This is a genomic window from Corynebacterium accolens (assembly GCF_023520795.1).
Lineage (GTDB): Bacteria > Actinomycetota > Actinomycetes > Mycobacteriales > Mycobacteriaceae > Corynebacterium > Corynebacterium accolens.
The window spans coordinates 959792-975653 of record NZ_CP046605.1 but is presented as its reverse complement, the minus strand read 5'-3'; the positions used below and the strand labels follow the sequence as shown (position 1 = coordinate 975653).

Annotated in this window: 16 protein-coding genes; 7 read left to right on the top strand and 9 right to left on the bottom strand. The window is 62.8% G+C overall.

Going from position 1 to position 15862, the window contains the following annotated elements; translation table 11 throughout:
- Window positions 1–2 precede the first annotated feature (2 nt).
- Window positions 3–1091, bottom strand: coding sequence for a succinyl-diaminopimelate desuccinylase (gene dapE / locus CACC_RS04715; RefSeq protein ID WP_005280107.1), 1089 nt, complete (start codon window positions 1089–1091; stop codon window positions 3–5).
- Between the two features lie 88 nt (window positions 1092–1179).
- On the opposite strand from dapE, the gene CACC_RS04710 reads away from it, so the two are divergent.
- From CACC_RS04710 to CACC_RS04685, 6 genes are all read left to right on the top strand, one after another.
- Window positions 1180–2538 (top strand): amino acid permease, encoded by a 1359-nt coding sequence (locus CACC_RS04710; RefSeq protein ID WP_005280106.1) that lies wholly within the window; start codon window positions 1180–1182, stop codon window positions 2536–2538.
- Window positions 2539–2555: 17 nt separating this feature from the next.
- Entirely contained in the window at window positions 2556–3527 is a 972-nt protein-coding gene (gene dapD, locus CACC_RS04705; RefSeq protein ID WP_005280105.1) for a 2,3,4,5-tetrahydropyridine-2,6-dicarboxylate N-succinyltransferase, read from the top strand.
- Between the two features lie 101 nt (window positions 3528–3628).
- A complete protein-coding gene (locus CACC_RS04700) occupies window positions 3629–4960 on the top strand; it encodes an amino acid permease (protein ID WP_341864579.1) in 1332 nt (443 codons plus the stop codon).
- A gap of 335 nt (window positions 4961–5295) precedes the next feature.
- Window positions 5296–6141 carry a type IV toxin-antitoxin system AbiEi family antitoxin domain-containing protein gene (locus CACC_RS04695; protein ID WP_005280102.1) on the top strand — a complete coding sequence of 282 codons (846 nt, stop codon included), beginning with the start codon at window positions 5296–5298 and terminating at the stop codon, window positions 6139–6141.
- Between the two features lie 65 nt (window positions 6142–6206).
- Window positions 6207–6416 (top strand): helix-turn-helix transcriptional regulator, encoded by a 210-nt coding sequence (locus tag CACC_RS04690; RefSeq protein WP_034666904.1) that lies wholly within the window; start codon window positions 6207–6209, stop codon window positions 6414–6416.
- On the top strand, window positions 6409–6885 hold the full coding sequence (locus tag CACC_RS04685; RefSeq protein WP_023028620.1) for a hypothetical protein: 477 nt from the start codon (window positions 6409–6411) through the stop codon (window positions 6883–6885). Before CACC_RS04690 ends, CACC_RS04685 begins: the two co-directional genes overlap by 8 nt.
- Before the next feature lie 419 nt (window positions 6886–7304).
- Here the strand turns inward: CACC_RS04685 and CACC_RS04680 are convergent, their stop codons facing one another.
- Genes CACC_RS04680 through CACC_RS04650 form a run of 7 tightly spaced genes read right to left on the bottom strand, consistent with a single transcriptional unit; the run spans window position 7305 to window position 13062 of the window.
- Window positions 7305–7865, bottom strand: a complete 561-nt coding sequence (locus CACC_RS04680) for a GtrA family protein (RefSeq protein WP_005280100.1) — start codon at window positions 7863–7865, stop codon at window positions 7305–7307.
- Between the two features lie 29 nt (window positions 7866–7894).
- Window positions 7895–8683, bottom strand: a complete 789-nt coding sequence (locus tag CACC_RS04675; protein WP_005280094.1) for a pseudouridine synthase — start codon at window positions 8681–8683, stop codon at window positions 7895–7897.
- Window positions 8684–8735: 52 nt separating this feature from the next.
- Window positions 8736–9824: a succinyldiaminopimelate transaminase gene (dapC, locus tag CACC_RS04670; protein WP_005280093.1), complete on the bottom strand. Its 1089-nt coding sequence runs from the start codon at window positions 9822–9824 to the stop codon at window positions 8736–8738.
- Between the two features lie 3 nt (window positions 9825–9827).
- On the bottom strand, window positions 9828–10151 hold the full coding sequence (gene fdxA, locus CACC_RS04665; RefSeq protein WP_023017724.1) for a ferredoxin: 324 nt from the start codon (window positions 10149–10151) through the stop codon (window positions 9828–9830).
- Between the two features lie 55 nt (window positions 10152–10206).
- Window positions 10207–10584, bottom strand: coding sequence for a hypothetical protein (locus CACC_RS04660; protein ID WP_005280091.1), 378 nt, complete (start codon window positions 10582–10584; stop codon window positions 10207–10209).
- A complete protein-coding gene (locus tag CACC_RS04655) occupies window positions 10584–11453 on the bottom strand; it encodes a PIG-L family deacetylase (RefSeq protein WP_005280090.1) in 870 nt (289 codons plus the stop codon). The genes CACC_RS04660 and CACC_RS04655 overlap by 1 nt, the downstream gene beginning before the upstream one ends.
- Window positions 11443–13062 (bottom strand): ABC transporter family substrate-binding protein, encoded by a 1620-nt coding sequence (locus tag CACC_RS04650; protein ID WP_005280089.1) that lies wholly within the window; start codon window positions 13060–13062, stop codon window positions 11443–11445. The genes CACC_RS04655 and CACC_RS04650 overlap by 11 nt, the downstream gene beginning before the upstream one ends.
- A gap of 88 nt (window positions 13063–13150) precedes the next feature.
- Between CACC_RS04650 and CACC_RS04645 the strand changes: the two genes are divergently transcribed.
- Window positions 13151–13807, top strand: coding sequence for a GOLPH3/VPS74 family protein (locus tag CACC_RS04645; RefSeq protein WP_005280087.1), 657 nt, complete (start codon window positions 13151–13153; stop codon window positions 13805–13807).
- Between the two features lie 9 nt (window positions 13808–13816).
- On the opposite strand, the gene typA is transcribed toward CACC_RS04645, so the two are convergent.
- Window positions 13817–15727, bottom strand: coding sequence for a translational GTPase TypA (typA, locus tag CACC_RS04640; RefSeq protein WP_005280085.1), 1911 nt, complete (start codon window positions 15725–15727; stop codon window positions 13817–13819).
- Window positions 15728–15862: the final 135 nt, after the last annotated feature.

Genomic DNA, 15862 nt, shown 5'->3' with positions numbered 1-15862 from the left:
TTTTATCCCTTCAAGTAATTAAGCAGAGCGGTTGAAACTTCGGTGATTTGCGCCGTGGGCACCTGCTCGTCCTTCTTATGCGCAAAGCCCGGATCGCCGGCGCCAAAATTCACGGCCGGAATGCCCATCTCAGCAAAGCGCGAGACATCGGTCCAGCCGAACTTGGCGCGGACGTTGCCACCGACGGCATCGACAAGCGCGCGTGCCGCAGGCTGCCCCAAGCCAGGCAGGGCGGCACCGGCGATGTCATCGATCTCTATGGTGACGTCCTCATGCTTGCCGATGACCCCCTTCATGTACTCCAGCGCCTCCTCCGTGCTGCGATCCGGGGCGAAGCGGAAGTTGACGAACATCCATGCCTCGTCCGGCAGGGTATTGGTGGCCACGCCAGCCTCCATGTGGACGATGTTCAGGCCCTCGCGGTAGGTGCAGCCATCGATGGTGACCTCGCGCGGCTCGTAGTCAGCAATGCGCGTCATGACGGGGGCGAGCTTGTGTGCAGCGTTGGAGCCGAGCCAAGCGCGGGCCGAGTGCGCGCGGGTGCCATGCGCCGTCACGCGCAGGCGAATCGTGCCCTGGCAGCCGGCCTCGACCAGGGCACCGGAGGGCTCGCCGAGGAGCGCGAAATCGCCCTGCAACCACTCGGGGTGGTCCTTTTGCAAGTGGCCCAGTCCATTAAATTCAGTGGATACCTCTTCGCCCTCATAGGCGATGACGGTCAGGTCATGCTGGAGCTCTTCCGATTCATGCAGGTGAGCAAAGGCGTTGAGGTAGACCGCCATGCCGGATTTCATGTCCACGGTGCCGCAGCCGAACATGATCTCGGCGCCATCTTCGGCGGTGTCCATGCGATGCGGTACGTTATCTGCCAATGGAACGGTATCGATGTGGCCTGCAAGAACCACGCGGGAATCCATCCCCCGGTTCGTGCGCGCGCACACGGTATTGCCAAAGCGGGCGACCTCCACGTCTAGACCACGCAGGGCTTCTTCCACCGCATCCGCGATGGCCTCCTCGTGGTGGGAGGGGCTCGGGATATCGACGAGCGCCTTGGTCACTTCAATGGGGTCGGCATATAGATCTAAAGTCACAAGCCGCCATGGTAGCGCCCCGCTGGGTCCGTTGCATTGTGTAATGTTCACTTCACTGTAAAAAATAACCTCTCACAAGGTGGTAATTATGGCCGAAGCCACACAATTGAAATCGCGACACCTCACCATGATGGGCCTTGGCTCCGCGGTGGGTGCCGGTCTCTTCTTGGGCGTCGGATTGGGAATCCAAATCTCCGGCACCTCGGTGCTCATTTCTTATGCCGTCGCCGGCGTCCTCATCGCGCTCATCATGTGGATGCTCGGGGAAATCGCCGCGGCCCGCCCTTCTCTGGGTTCTTTTTCCACCTACGCCGGCCAGGCCTTCGGCCACTGGGCGCGCTTTACGATGGGCTGGATCTACTGGTTCATGCTCATCATGGTCATGGGCGCCGAAATCACCGGCGCCGCCGCGATCATCGGCAGCTGGTTCGATATCGCCCCGTGGATTCCCGCGCTCATCGCGGTGGCCTTCTTCGCCGTGGTGAATTTCGCTGCCGTGCGCGGTTTCGGTGAATTCGAGTTCTGGTTCGCCATCATCAAGGTCGCCGTCATCATCGCCTTCCTCGTCATCGGCATCCTCATGGCACTGGGCATCCTGCCCGGCATGGATCTCTCCCGCGCTGGAACCAACTTCACCGATAACTTCCTACCCAATGGCATGCCCGGCTTCGCCGCGGGCCTGCTGGCCGTGGCCTTCGCCTTCGGTGGAATCGAGCTGGTGACCATCGCCGCCGCCGAGTCCGAGGACCCCGCCCGCAACGTGGCCACTGCAGTGCGCGCCATCATCGTGCGCATCATGATCTTCTACATCGGCTCCATCGTGGTCATCACCATGGCCTTGCCGTTTAGCCAGATCCAAGACGCCGATGCCGCCGCCGATTCGCCCTTCACCCTGGTGCTTGAGGCTGCCAAGATTCCTTTCGCCGCAGGCTTCATGGAGGCCATCATCGCGCTGGCCCTCCTGTCCGCCTTCAACGCGCAGATTTACGCCACCTCCCGCCTAGTCTTTGATATGGCCAAGGACCACTGCGCGCCCAAGTTCTTCCTCAAGACCAACCACTCCGGCTCCCCCATCAATGCCGTCATCTTGTCCATGATCTTCGCCTTCGCCTCAGTGGGCCTCCAATTCTGGAACCCGCCGGGACTGCTGGCCTTCCTCTTCAACGCCGTCGGCGGCTGCCTCTTGGTGGTCTGGGCCTTTATCGTCGCCTCCTTCCTCAAGCTGCACCCGCAGTTGAAAGCGAACGGCGAACTAACGGACATCCGCGTGCCCGGCTACCCCTGGTTGCCTTGGGCAACCGCCGCCGCGTTGGCCGCGCTGACCATCTTCATGCTCTTTGATCCCTCCGCCCGCAACCAAGTCATTGCCGTCATCATTCTCTTTGCCGCGCTCGTCGCCTTGTCCTTCGTGGTTCCCGCGGGCAAGCGCGAACAAGTACGGCAGTAATTGCTAAGCTAGCCACCATGACTTCTGCATCCGCACGTGGCCTGGCAACCATTACCCACGACGGCACCGTCTTGGACGTTTGGTTCCCAGCAGTTCATACCGATAAGCAAGTAGAGACCACCGGCACGACGCGTTTGGAGGAGACTCCGCAGCAGTTCTCCGCCCTCGTCGGCCCCGATGAGGAGCGCGGCGTGGCCCGCGTGGCGGTGGAAACCTCCATCGCTGACCTCGACGAGGCCCCCACCGATACCTACGACGCCTACCTGCGCCTCCACCTGCTCTCCCACCGTGAGGTAAAGCCGCACGGCCTCAACATGGACGGCATCTTCCGCCACCTCAATAACGTGGTCTGGACCAACTACGGCCCCTGCGCCGTCTCCGATTTCCAGATGGTGCGCGGCCGCCTCGCCTCCCGCGGCCCCGTCGTGGTCTACTCCGTGGATAAGTTCCCCCGCATGGTGGACTACGTTGTCCCCTCCGGCGTGCGCATCGGTGACGCCGACCGCGTCCGCTTGGGCGCCCACCTGGCAGAGGGCACCACGGTCATGCACGAGGGCTTCGTCAACTTCAACGCCGGTACCCTGGGCGCTTCCATGGTGGAAGGCCGCATTTCCGCGGGCGTCGTCGTGGGCGATGGCTCCGATATCGGCGGCGGCGCCTCCATCATGGGCACCCTGTCCGGCGGCGGCAAGGAAGTTATTTCCATCGGCGAGCGCTGCCTACTCGGCGCTAACTCGGGTATTGGCATTTCGCTTGGCGATGACGCCGTTGTCGAAGCCGGCCTCTACGTCACCGCCGGCACCAAGGTCGCCGTCTTTGGCAAGGTGGCTGAGGCCTTGGGCGTCGGCAATGGCGAGGCCGTCAAGGGCTCCCAGCTTTCTGGCGCCTCTGGCCTGCTGCTGCGCCGCAATTCCGTCTCCGGTGCCGTCGAGGCCGTGGAGTGGAATGCTGAGGCCGTCGCACTGAACGAGGACCTCCACAAGAATTAACGCCACCCCAATTCCGGTGCCCTGCGGGCGAGAAATACCATGGAGAAGTGTCTGATAACTCTTCTACCCTTGGTTCTGGCCTGAAGGTCCGCCACCTGACCATGATGGGGCTTGGCTCCACCATTGGCGCCGGTCTCTTCCTCGGCACGGGCGTCGGCATTTCCGCCGCCGGCCCAGCGGTAATCATCGCCTACGCGATCGCCGGATTCCTCGCCATCCTCGTGATGCAAATGCTTGGGGAAATGGGAACGGTCATCCCCGCCTCCGGCTCCTTTTCCGAATACGCCGAACACGGCATCGGCCGCTGGGCGGGCTTTACCCAAGGGTGGATCTACTGGTGTGCCACCGTCGCCGTCCTTGGCGCCGAAATCACCGGCGCCGCAGGCTTCATCGGCTCGTGGTTCGACGTCCCGCCCTGGATCCCCGCCGCCATCTGCGTCGCCGCCTTCGGCCTCGTCAACTTGCTGCGCGTGCGCACCTTCGGCGAGTTCGAGTACTGGTTCGCACTCATCAAGGTCGTCGTCATCATCGCCTTCCTCATCATCGGCGTCCTCCTCATCTTCGGCCTCCTGCCCGGCCACACCTTCGTGGGCACATCCGTCTTCCTTGCCGATGGCTTCATGCCCAACGGCCTCGGCGGCGTCGCCGCCGGCCTGCTCGCCGTAGCCTTCGCCTTCGGCGGTATCGAGGTCGTCGCCATCGCCTCCGCCGAGTCCGAGGATCCCGAGAAATCCCTGGTCAACGCCGTGCGCTCCACCATCTTGCGCATCTCCGTGTTCTACTTGGGCTCCGTGCTCGTCATCACGTTCCTGCTTCCCTATTCCAGCCTGGACGCCGCCTCCACCGCCGCCGAATCGCCATTTACCATGGTCCTCGACCGCGCCGGCATTCCCGGTGCCGCCGGCATCATGGAGGTCATCATCGTCCTCGCGCTGCTATCCGCCTTCAACGCGCAAATCTTCGCCTCCTCCCGCATGATGCACTCGCTCGCCTCCCGCGGCGAGGCCCCGCGCATCTTCGCCGCCACCAATACCGAAGGCGTGCCCACGACCGCCATCGCCTTGTCCGTCGCACTGTCCGCGCTCATGGTCGTCCTCAATTACGCCGATACCGGCTGGTTGCTCACCTTCATGCTCAACGCCGCCGGCGCTTCCCTGCTCATCGTCTGGGTCTTCATTGCCGTCAGCCAGCTGCGCCTGCGCCGCCAACTCGAGGCCCTGCATCCCCTCCCCATCCGCATGTGGGCCTTCCCCTATCTCACCTGGTTCGCCCTCGGCCTCTTCGCGGCCATCGCGGTGCTCATGCTTACCGATGCCACCGCCCGCACCCAACTCCTCTCCGCTGCCGCCATGTTCGCGGTGCTCGCCATCGCGGGTGTGCTCAATTCCAAGGCTCGCGGCATCGACCCGACCTCCACGCTCCCTCTGACCTAGCTTTGCCTCCAGCCCCACCCTTGGCGCCCTACACCGCCTCGCATCTACCTCCACCGTTCACATCCGCCCCGCCCCTCGCGCTCACCAGCGCAGGGCGGGGTGTTCCGTTTTCACCTCTCGGTGAGCGCGACGGGGTGTGGGCCCGTCCTCCGCGCTCACAGAAACCAAAAATGGGCATCGGAAAGCGGGGGCGGTGAGCGCGAAGGGAGGGTTGCGGGGAAGTTATCCACAGGGCAGCGGCGAGAATAGCGCGCGGGAACGCAAAATGGGACGGTTATCCACAGGCTAGCGAAATCCGTATGGACGGGGAGGCGGCCCCTTTTTAAGTTGAAGCCATGGGGGCATGGACAACCGCGCAGTTGCGCGAGCAGGGACTAGGCAAGGACGCGATTCGGCGGCGGGTGCGCGCGGGCAAGCTGCACCGCGTGCACCGGGGAATTTATACCGACGAGTGGTCGCCGCTGGCGGTGGCGAAGGCCCTGATGCATGGGCTGAGCCGCATTCATTTTACGGGGAAGACCGCGCAAGAAATTCACCTCGACCGGCCGCTGACGTTTCCGCTGGAGGCGGAGGGCCCGCGCACGCTGCGGGGTAAGAATTTCCGGGTTTCGCATTCTCGCCTCAAGGCAACGAGCCTGGTCAAAGGGCTGCCGGTGGTGCAGGTTCTGTGGGCTGCTCGCAAGATTGCTAGGGCCTGTGGCCCGCTGCTGGAAGAGTTTTACCGCGGTGAAAAGGGGCCCGGCCGGCTGGAGCGGGACCGCAAACGAATGGGCCGGACACCGCGTGCGTTGAAGGAGACGATTCGGCGCTCCGCCATCGGCGCGGATAGCCCGCCGGAGCGGAAAGTCAGCCGCGCGCTGCGCGCAGAAGGCATTTTCCCTGTTCACAACGCCCTGGTGTGTGGGTACCGGTTCGACCTATTGATGGGCAAGCTCATCGTGGAAATCGACGGCTGGACCTACCACAGCCACAGCATCGCGTTCCAGGCCGACCGTTCCAAACAGAACGCCGCAACCGCACACGGGTACGCGGTCCTGCGCTTTACTGCCGATGACGTCACGCACCACCTTGACCAAGTCATCCTGCTTATCAAAGCCACCCGTGACCTGCTCAAAGGCCGCAAGCCACAGCTTCCTATGTCCGCCACCCAGCCATATTGGCGCTGGCATCTATGCGTATAACCCTTGCCATAATGTCAGGTTTGCTTTACATTAGGTCATGTAAACACGACAAGAGAGGTGATGATGTGGCCGGACAACCCAACATGGTCCGCAAGTGGCGGCGCTGGCGCGAATGGTCGCAAGGCGAACTAGCAGAGCGCGTCAGCGTCTCCCGGCAAACTATCGCAAATATCGAGCGCGGCAACTACTCCCCGTCCGTGCACCTCGCATTGGACATCTGCCACGAACTAGACAAAACAGTCGAAGAAATCTTTGGAGCTGAACAACATGATTAACGCCATCGCCAACATATCCCTCAACCACATCGAGCGCGCCTCCACCGACGAGTTCGAGCGGGACATCCTCACCAAGGCCTCCGCCATCACCCTCACCCCAATCACCTTCCTCGAGCTCATCGTCGCCGCCATCCTCGCCTGGTCCCTCCCCGGCCGCCTCAGCCTCCTCGCCCTCCTCGCCATCGTCCCCTCCATCGCCGGCACGTCCCTCAGCGCCGCCTGGATGCGCAGGCACATCGCCACCCCCACCGGCCGCTCCAACTGGACTTTGACCGCCCTCTACCTCATCCCGATGTTCCTCTGCTTCGCCGGCATCGCCTACCACGCCTACGCGCTTTCCGATGCCGCCGCCCCCTACCTCATCGGCGCCACCGTAGGTGCCATCACGTCCGTCCTCATCTCGCCCGCACTCCGACGGAAGCAAAACCGCCGCGACCAGTCCCGCCTCGACGCCGAGCTCGAGGACTAATGCTCACTCCCACCGCCATCACGCACTCCACCACCCGCCCTTCGCGCTCACCGCGGACAGCGGGTGGTTTCCGTTTGCTACGCCCCGTGAGCGCGAAGGGGCTAGCGTCAGCGGCGCCCGGCCTTCCCGCCCTTGCCGCTCACAGGGAGTAGGTTTCACCGCCGGCAACTGTTGTCGGTGAGCGCGAAGGGCGAGGCCTCCCGTGCCGCTCACCGGGGGCGAGCGCTGCGCACGACAACCACCTTCCCGTGAGCGCGAAGAGATGAGTGCCCCGCACGCACTCGCTTGGCGATGCCCCTCCCCGCCCTTGCCGCTCACCGGCGGGTACAAAAAGACCCCAGCAGCCCCCGCTGGTGAGCGCGAAGGGCGGGGCCGGGGTGGCGAAACGAGCCGGGCTAGGCAGAGCTAGGAGCAGGTAGTTAAACCGGCGCGACCTCGTCGACGACGACGGGCTTATTGGGCTTGGAGCGGAACGTCCAGAGCTTGTTGATGATGAAGTTGATGGGCATCGCCACCACGATGGAAATGGCCTGCGCCCAATAGGACTTGGTGCGCAATCCGGTGGAGTTATCGAAGACATCGGTGGGCAGCCCCACGGGCGAATTGGGGTTCATGAGCAGCGTCAGGATGACCTGACTGACGATAAACGCCCCGATTCCCGCCAAAAGGAACGGGAAGAAACCGCGAATCCAGGACACTTTGGACACGGTCCGGAAGGTCCACATGCGGTTGAGCTGGTAGTTCCAGGTATTGGCCACGAGGAAGGAGATGGTGGCAAAGACGTGGTACCAGCGGATGTGGAATGCAGAGCCGAAGAGGTTCATGAAGGGATCCTCGGCAAAGATATCCGCCGCGCCAAAGAGTTTCTGCGCGAGAAAATACACGAAGAGGTTGACCGCGGTTCCCGAGCCGCCGACAAGACCGAACTTAAGGAATTGCCCAAAATTGGACGCAAAGCGCGCAACGCTGAGGTCTGCCATGGGCCGCCTTTCTTGCCGGAAGTTAGTAATTACCTGATTGTAGTTCCTAAGCCCCGCGAACTGAAAAACTGACGCTCCGAATGTGATAAAGGATCTATAAAAGATATAGTTTCGTGCAGCAAGGAAAGCGGACACGAGAAATCGTAGAGGTCGAGCGGACGCGGCGTGGGATAGGTGTCATCGCCAATGAGCGGGCTCCCAAGGTGGTTCAGCAGCACCCGCAGCTGGTGCGTATGCCCGGTCCGCGGCCACATGGTCACCTCCCGCCCCGCAGCGCGCACATACGTCGAAGTCGGCGTGCCATTATCAGCCACGAGCACCTGCCTGCTGCCCCGCGGCTTGTGCATCGGCAGCCTGATTTCCTCATCGCAGAAAAGCGGCTGCTTGACGATGCCCCTATACCTCTTCACCGCCCTCCCCTCCAGGAAGATGCGCTGGTAGTCCGCGCGGGTCGCAGGATTGCGCGAGCAGATGACGAGACCGGCGGTCAGGCGGTCGAGGCGGTGAAGCGGCACGATTTCGTCTTCGCCGAAGTCCACGCGCAGGCGGGTTTGCAGGGTTTCACGCTGCAAGCGGCCATTCGTGGTGGTGGGAAGAAAGTGCGGTTTATCGGCAACCATGATGTCTTCATCCGTGTGGACTACGCAGTAGTCAAAGGGAATCGGATCCTCCGGCGGGACGAAGGGGTGATACCACGCGGGAATGGGGCGCGAAAGAACCGTACCCGCGGGAAGGAGGGTTCCCTCCGGAAAAGGCGAGTCGCCAGCGCGGGCGGCCCAATATTCGCCTTCTACAGGAACGCGATCGCGCAAGACCACCCTGCGGGGAGAAATCCCCTCCCGCGCAGGCGGGCGAAACGCGCGAGGTGAGTTAGGCACTGGCGAGGCGTTCGACGGCGGCGCGCACCCGCTCATCGGTGCCGTTTAAGCCAATGCGCACGTGTTGTGCGCCCGAGGGACCGTAGAAATCACCGGGGGCAGCGAGGATACCGAGCGAAGCCAACCAGTCGATGGTCTCGCGGCAGTCTTCGCCGCGGGTGGCCCAGAGGTACAGGCCGGCGTCCGAGTGGTCAATGGTAAAGCCCGCCTTGATGAGCGCCTGCATCAATTCGGCGCGGCGCGCGGCGTAGCGCTGGCGTTGGAGGGCTTCGGTGGGGTCATCGTCAAGCGCGGCAACCATCGCCGCCTGAATCGGGCCTGGCACGATGAGGCCGGCGTGCTTGCGCAGCTCTAGGAGCTCCGCGATGAGGTCATTATCGCCGGCGAAGAATCCGGCGCGGTAGGAGGCCATATTCGCGGACTTGGACAGCGAATGCATGGCAATAAGCCCGGTATTATCTCCGTCGGTCACGCGGGGATCCAGGATGGATACCGGCGGGTTGTCGTCGTTCCAGCCCAAGCCCATGTAGCACTCGTCGGAGGCGATGATAGCGCCCGTCGAGCGGGCCCAGGCCACGATGCGGCGCAGCTCCTCTACCCCAGCGACGCGGCCCGTGGGATTGGACGGGGAATTAATGAATACCAGGGAGGCATCCTGGAAGTCTTCGTCGACGCGCAGCGGGGTGGCCCCAGCGAGGAGGGCGCCAACCTCGTAGGTGGGATAGGCCACCGAGGGGAAGGCGACGGTCTCGCCGCGCATGCCCAACAGGGTAGGCAGCCAGGCGATGGCCTCCTTCGTGCCCACCACGGGCAGGACGCGGTCTACGTCCATGTGGTAGCGGCGGCGGAGGGCGGAGGCGATGGCTTCGCGCAGCTCGGAAGTGCCCTGCGTTTGCGGATAACCGGGGGCCTCGGCGGCAGAGGACAGCGCCAGCTGCACGCCGGGGGCGACCGGATCTACGGGGTTGCCCACCGAAAGGTCAACGATTCCATCTGGGTGCGCCTGGGCCTTCTTCTTGGCGCCAGCCAGCGAGTTCCAGGGGAAATCCGGAAGCGATTGTCCTAGCGGTGTGCGGGCCATGAATTACTCCTGATTCTGTGGGGGCAGCGCGGCTACCATTGACGCATCGAAATCTTGCGGGCCAAGGGCTGCCGCTCCACCGGGTGAGCCCAAGTCATCGAAGAATGCTGCGTTGGCATCGTTGTAATCGATCCACTCATCGGGAACGTCGTCCTCGTAGAAGATGGCTTCTACCGGGCATGCGGGCTCGCAGGCGCCGCAATCCACGCACTCATCTGGGTGGATGTAGAGCATGCGCTTGCCTTCGTAAATGCAATCGACGGGGCATTCCTCAACACAGCCGCGGTCCATTACATCAACGCAAGGTTGAGCGATTGTATAAGTCATGGAGAATCCTTGAATCTTCCTGATTTCATGGGGTTGGGGGATGAAATATAGTATGTCACTTCTGCTTTAGGAAAGGCCAAACGCCGCCGCCAATCCCAGCCAAAAGCAGGAGCAAGCTGAGAATATTATTGCCCACTATGACATCGCCGGTAATCGGAACCAGCAGCATAAGCCCGAAAAAGCCCAGGCCCCAGACAATGAGCGGGATGGCTGCGATGTAAGTACTATCACTCCACAGCCGCGCGGTGCGGGTTAACACCACATTGAATGCGGCGGCGATGAGGATGGTGATGGGAAACGCGATGCTCGCGCCATCAGCCAGCGGAATCCGGGCGGTGAGGTAAATGACCTCCAGAAATAGCGATAGCAGAGCGCCGAGGGAGAGCCAGATAAGCCCTGTGACCTGCTCGCCGCGGCTAAAATCAGTGCGCATTACAGATCCCCTAGGAGGTCGGTTGCGCCCGCGCCCCTGCCGAGTTGGAAGTATTCGGCACGCAGCAACGGCATGAGCAATCTATTGGACAGGCAGTAGGCCCCTGGCACCGCGGCGGGGTCGTGGACGGCGGCCACGGCGGCCTCGGGGTTGGTGGCGGTGGTGGTGCCATCAGCCAGCCAGATTTGGGTGGCGTGGGCGCGCATGGCGGCGCGTTTGGCGTGCAGGGCGGCATCGTCAAGCGCGAAGGCCAGATCCGCGCCGGCGGTGGTGAAATTATCCAGGTACGCGGCATCGGGCTTGCGCCAGCCCGCGGGCGCGTCGAGGGTCTCCAGGCCGGAGTAATTGGCGGCGCGGTCAAAAATCGCCCACCAAATGCGCGTGCTTGCCGATGCCGCCTTTTCCACCACCCTATGCACCGCCACGTGGTCCGGGTGGTTATAGCCGCCATCCGGCCCATAGGTCAAGATGGCGTGCGGCTGGAGCACCTCTAATTCCGCGCGGAGCAGATCTACCGCCTCATCCAGGCGATTGACCAGCGCGCGGGGGTTGTCGTGAGAGGGCGATCCCACCATGCCGGAATCGTGGAAGTGGCCGAATCCACCCAGCTGTATGCCTTCTACGCCTAAGGCAGTGAGGGCGCAGGCCAATTCGCGGGCGCGGAAGCCGCCGAGCTGATGGTGCTCGGCAAGACCTTGATAGGGCGCGCCGATGACCTCGCCGTCCTCGCCAAGAGTAAGGGTGATGACCGTGACCTGTGCCCCGCGCGCGGCCAGGGTGGCAAGGGTGCCGCCGGTAAAAAGCGTTTCATCATCGGGGTGTGCGTGCACTGCAACAACGCGGTAGCCCACCAAGTCCTTAGTCCTCATCTATCCTCCAAACCGGCGCGGTGACCAGACCTTTATCCCAATCATCAATACTTTGGCCGGGGCCTACAATACCCTCCCCCAGCGCGTGCACACGCGTTTCATCTAAGAGCGGGACGTATAACACGTCCTGGGCGTTGATCTCGCGGATTCGCCCCAGCGCGGTCGAGGGGCTTATCTTTCCGGAAAGGATGTCCATGCGCGTCTCAGCAGCGTTGTCGGGGCAGAACCCGGAGAGATCCCCGGCGAGCGGTTCGTCTTCGGCGCAATTGAAGATATTCGCGGCCGACAGCGAGGTTAAGGTGATATCCTCCCAGGTCACGACCGCATCCACCTTGCCTTCCGGCAGCAGCTTAGAGGTAATGGTGGTAAGCCTATCGGTGGTGACCTCGGCGGGGATGCCGTGAGCCTCGAGGATATCGTAAAGCGTATTTGCCGCAGCCAAAGCCGTGGGGCTGGTCGGATCGACGGCGAAGCGGATGGGTTTCTTGCTGGCGCGCTCGCGCAGGGCGGTCAGGTTCGCCTCGCCGGAGACCGGGTTATGCCCGGCCTTCAGGTTGGAGGCGCGGCCGGTGGCGAGACGGGCGACCTGCCCGGTATCGATAAGCGAGGCCAGACCGCGTCGCGCGGCGGCGTCCTCCAAGGCTCCTTGCTCGGTGGACATGTGCAAGCGCAGCTGGCGCGGGCGGGTGACCGTCTTATCGCTCACGTGCCCGAGCAAGCCAAGCGCCTCCTGCGAGGTCTGATCCGGGGTGAAGTCCGCGAACCCAATCTGGCCGGAGCGCAGCATATTCAGCGCCTGGGTGCTATCGCGCACCTCGCGCAGCTGGACGACGTCGATATGGGCGGGGTCGGCACCCCAAAAACGATCGTTGCGGTTGAGGGTGATGACCCCGCGGCTGCGGTCCACGCTATCGACCGAGAAGCGGCCGGCGGAGGCTGGGATGTCATTGGCCAGCGCCGAATCAAAATCGGAATTCTGCAGCAGGTGCGAGGGCAGGAGTTGGTTGAATAGCTGCTTCCAATCTTTAACCCGCTCCGCAAAATCCACCGTCACCACGCGCCCGCCATCGGAGGTGGTCACCGCGGAAATGGCGCGGTAGCCCGCCGGGTCCTTGACGCCTGCGGTGGTGATCATCTTCTTCCACAGGTAGTTGAAATCCGCCCCGGAAATCGGGGTGCCATCGGACCACTGCGCGGGAGTGGCGATGACGTAGCGCACCCGCTGGGCTACGCCCTCCGGCGCGGTGACCTCCGCGGCGGATTCTAGGACGTCTGTATCCATGCGTCCCCAGTGGAACGTCGACGGCAAGACCAGCTCGGCGATTTGATCCACGAGCTCGGAGTTATTGGCCACCAGGTGTGGGTTAAGTCCGGCGCGCAGCGGATCGACACCGATGGAAATGGTAGGCCGCGACTTTTCTTCCTCCGCGCGCGGCGGCTCATCGTCCGTCGCGGTCGTCGTTGATGCCGTTTCCTGGGCGGTAGATTCCTGGTCGTCCGAGTCTTCTACCACCGGCGGAGGGCCAGGATTGGCCGAGCACCCGCTGACAAACGCGAGGCCGATGGCGGCAGTGGCAGCAAGTGCGCGGGCCTTGAGACTATTTTTCATCGCGGACTACTTTAATACCTTCTTCCCGCCACACGAAGATTCTGCGCGCTAAACTCGAGCAAAATCACTGTTGAAGGGATTCCCCACCATGCTTATCTGCCAAGAAATGTTCCTCCTGCTTACCAAGGACAACGGTAAAAAGGAGGTGCTATCAAATAATGAAACCGCCCTGCGCGCGGGCCTTTTTAGCGATTTGCTCCTGCACGAGGCGGTTGCCATAACTGCAAAGAATAAGGTGCACGCCACTGATAAAAAGCCAGAGCACCCGGTGCTTGCCTGGGCGTGGGATAGCCTGCACGAGCACCGGACCGGCTCGGTAAAAACGCTGCTGCAGGCGCGGTGGTTCTCCCCACGCGAGAAGATTGCCCAGGAGTTTCAGGACCGCGGCCAATTGGAGATCGAGGATTCCGCGTGGTGGCAGCTGGGCGGTGACCGTTACATCATGACGGATACGGCGCTAGAAGATGAGGTGCGCGAGAGGCTCGCCGCGGTACTTGACGGCACCCAAAACCCAAGCACCAAAGACATGATTATCTTGGATATTCTGCGCGAGGTTAATGGGGCCTATCCCCTACTCAAGGAGGATGCGCCCGAAATGAAACGCCGGGAGATGCGCAACCGCATCAAAGAATTAAAACAACAGGTGGAATACGACGATGCCGCCGCCTCTGCGGTAAAAACCATTTTGCAGGAGACGACGGCGATTATCGCGGCGGTTGCGGTATCAACCGCAGGCACTACTTAGGCCGGCAGGTTACTTCTTCATCTGCTTAGCGCGGGAAGCGGCGCGCTTGCGGTCGGTGGCGGAAAGCTCCAGCTTGCGCACGCGCAGCACGTCTGGGGCGACCTCGACGCACTCGTCGTTGCCACAGAATTCCAGCGCTTCTTCCAGGGAAAGCGTGTGGGCCTTGGCCAGGGTGACCGTGGCGTCTGCGGTGGCAGAGCGCATATTGGTCAGCTTCTTTTCCTTGGTGATGTTGATGTCAATATCCTCATCGCGGTTATTGGCACCTACCACCATGCCTTCGTAGGCCTCGGCGCCTGGCTCGACGAAGAAGTTGCCGCGGTCAGCCAGCTGCATCAGTGCGTACTGGGTGATCTGGCCGGTGCGGTCAGCCACCAAGGAGCCGGTGGCGCGGGACTTGATCTCGCCGGCCCAGACATCGAGGCCATCGGAAATGGAGTTGGCGATGCCGGCACCGCGGGTCTCGGTCATGAACTGGGTGCGGAAACCGATAAGGCCGCGGGCGGGAACGCGGAAGATCATGCGCACCCAGTCACCCTCGCGCACGTCCATGGACTGCATCTGGCCCTTGCGGGAGGCCAGCAGCTGGGTGATGGCACCCTGGTGCTCCGACGGGGAGTCGATGGTGAGGATCTCATAAGGCTCGTAGGTCTTGCCATCGATCTGCTGGGTCACAACCTGCGGCTTACCGATGGTCAGCTCGAAGCCCTCGCGACGCATGGACTCGATGAGCACGGACAGAGCCATCTCGCCGCGGCCCTGGACCTCCCAGGTATCGGGGCGCTCGGTGGGCAGCACGCGCAGGGAGACGTTACCGATAAGCTCCTGCTCCAGGCGGGCCTTAACCATGCGGGCGGTCAGCTTGGTGCCACCGCCGCGGCCCGCCATCGGCGAGGTGTTCACACCGATGGTCATGGAGATGGCCGGCTCGTCAACGGTGATGCGCGGCAGGGCCTCTGGGTTTTCCGGATCGGCGATGGTGTCACCAATCATGACATCGGAAATACCAGAGATGGCGACGATATCGCCGGCGATGGCCTCTTCGGCCGGCTGACGCTCGAAGCCGACCGTGCGCAGCAGCTCGGCGACCTTGACGGTCTTGGTGTGCTGGTTGCCCTCATCGTCGTAGTGGATCCAGGCCACCTGCTGGCCCTTCTTGATGCGGCCTGCGTAGATACGCAGCAGCGCGATACGGCCGAGGAAGTCGGAGGCGTCCAGGTTGGTCACGTGCGCCTGCAGCGGGGCATCGACGGTAGCGGAAGGCTCGGGCAGGACGTTGTAGATGACATCGAAAAGCGCCTGCAGGTCCTCGCTATCGGGGACGTTGCCGTCGCCCGGGTTCTCGGTGGAGGCAACGCCGGCACGGCCAGAGGCATACAGGACCGGGAGATCGAGCAGCTCTTCGGCGGCGGCTGCGGCTTCCTCATCCTCGAGGCCGGCAGCGATTTCCAGCAGCAGGTCCTGGGACTCGGTGACAACCTCATCGATGCGGGCATCGGGGCGGTCGGTCTTGTTCACGCAGACGATGACCGGCAGCTTGGCCTCTAGCGCCTTGGTCAGGACGAAGCGGGTCTGTGGGAGGGGGCCCTCAGAGGCATCGACAAGCAGCACGACGCCGTCCACCATGGAAATGCCGCGCTCGACCTCGCCGCCGAAGTCGGCGTGGCCCGGGGTGTCGATGACGTTGATGATGAGGTCTGCGCCGTCCTTGCCCAGACCCTGGCGGCGGATGGCCGTGTTCTTGGCCAAAATGGTAATGCCGCGCTCGCGCTCCTGATCGTTGGAGTCCATGACGCGGTCCGTGTGCTCACCGTGTTCGCCAAAGGCGCCGGACTGCTCCAGCATGCCGTTGACCAACGTGGTCTTGCCATGGTCAACGTGCGCGACAATGGCAACATTACGGAACTCGGTATTACTCACTAGTTGGGTTCTCCTTCGGAGGATCTACAAGCGCTGGTGCGCGAGAAATGTTCTTGAACGACGTCCTACGATACCCCCTAACAGGGCATAGTGCAGCATCGGGGAGCCAAGACGCGACCTATGCCACCCGGTAAC

Excerpts from the sequence above, each read along its gene's own strand:
- CACC_RS04700 (WP_341864579.1), top strand. The coding sequence starts at position 3,629 with ATGATGGGGCTTGGCTCCACCATTGGCGCCGGTCTCTTCCTCGGCACG.
- CACC_RS04655 (WP_005280090.1), bottom strand. The coding sequence starts at position 11,453 with ATGAGGACTAAGGACTTGGTGGGCTACCGCGTTGTTGCAGTGCACGCA.
- CACC_RS04710 (WP_005280106.1), top strand. The coding sequence starts at position 1,180 with ATGGCCGAAGCCACACAATTGAAATCGCGACACCTCACCATGATGGGC.
- CACC_RS04645 (WP_005280087.1), top strand. The coding sequence starts at position 13,151 with ATGCTTATCTGCCAAGAAATGTTCCTCCTGCTTACCAAGGACAACGGT.
- fdxA (WP_023017724.1), bottom strand. The coding sequence starts at position 10,151 with ATGACTTATACAATCGCTCAACCTTGCGTTGATGTAATGGACCGCGGC.
- dapC (WP_005280093.1), bottom strand. The coding sequence starts at position 9,824 with ATGGCCCGCACACCGCTAGGACAATCGCTTCCGGATTTCCCCTGGAAC.
- dapD (WP_005280105.1), top strand. The coding sequence starts at position 2,556 with ATGACTTCTGCATCCGCACGTGGCCTGGCAACCATTACCCACGACGGC.
- CACC_RS04695 (WP_005280102.1), top strand. The coding sequence starts at position 5,296 with ATGGGGGCATGGACAACCGCGCAGTTGCGCGAGCAGGGACTAGGCAAG.
- CACC_RS04680 (WP_005280100.1), bottom strand. The coding sequence starts at position 7,865 with ATGGCAGACCTCAGCGTTGCGCGCTTTGCGTCCAATTTTGGGCAATTC.
- CACC_RS04685 (WP_023028620.1), top strand. The coding sequence starts at position 6,409 with ATGATTAACGCCATCGCCAACATATCCCTCAACCACATCGAGCGCGCC.
- CACC_RS04660 (WP_005280091.1), bottom strand. The coding sequence starts at position 10,584 with ATGCGCACTGATTTTAGCCGCGGCGAGCAGGTCACAGGGCTTATCTGG.
- CACC_RS04650 (WP_005280089.1), bottom strand. The coding sequence starts at position 13,062 with ATGAAAAATAGTCTCAAGGCCCGCGCACTTGCTGCCACTGCCGCCATC.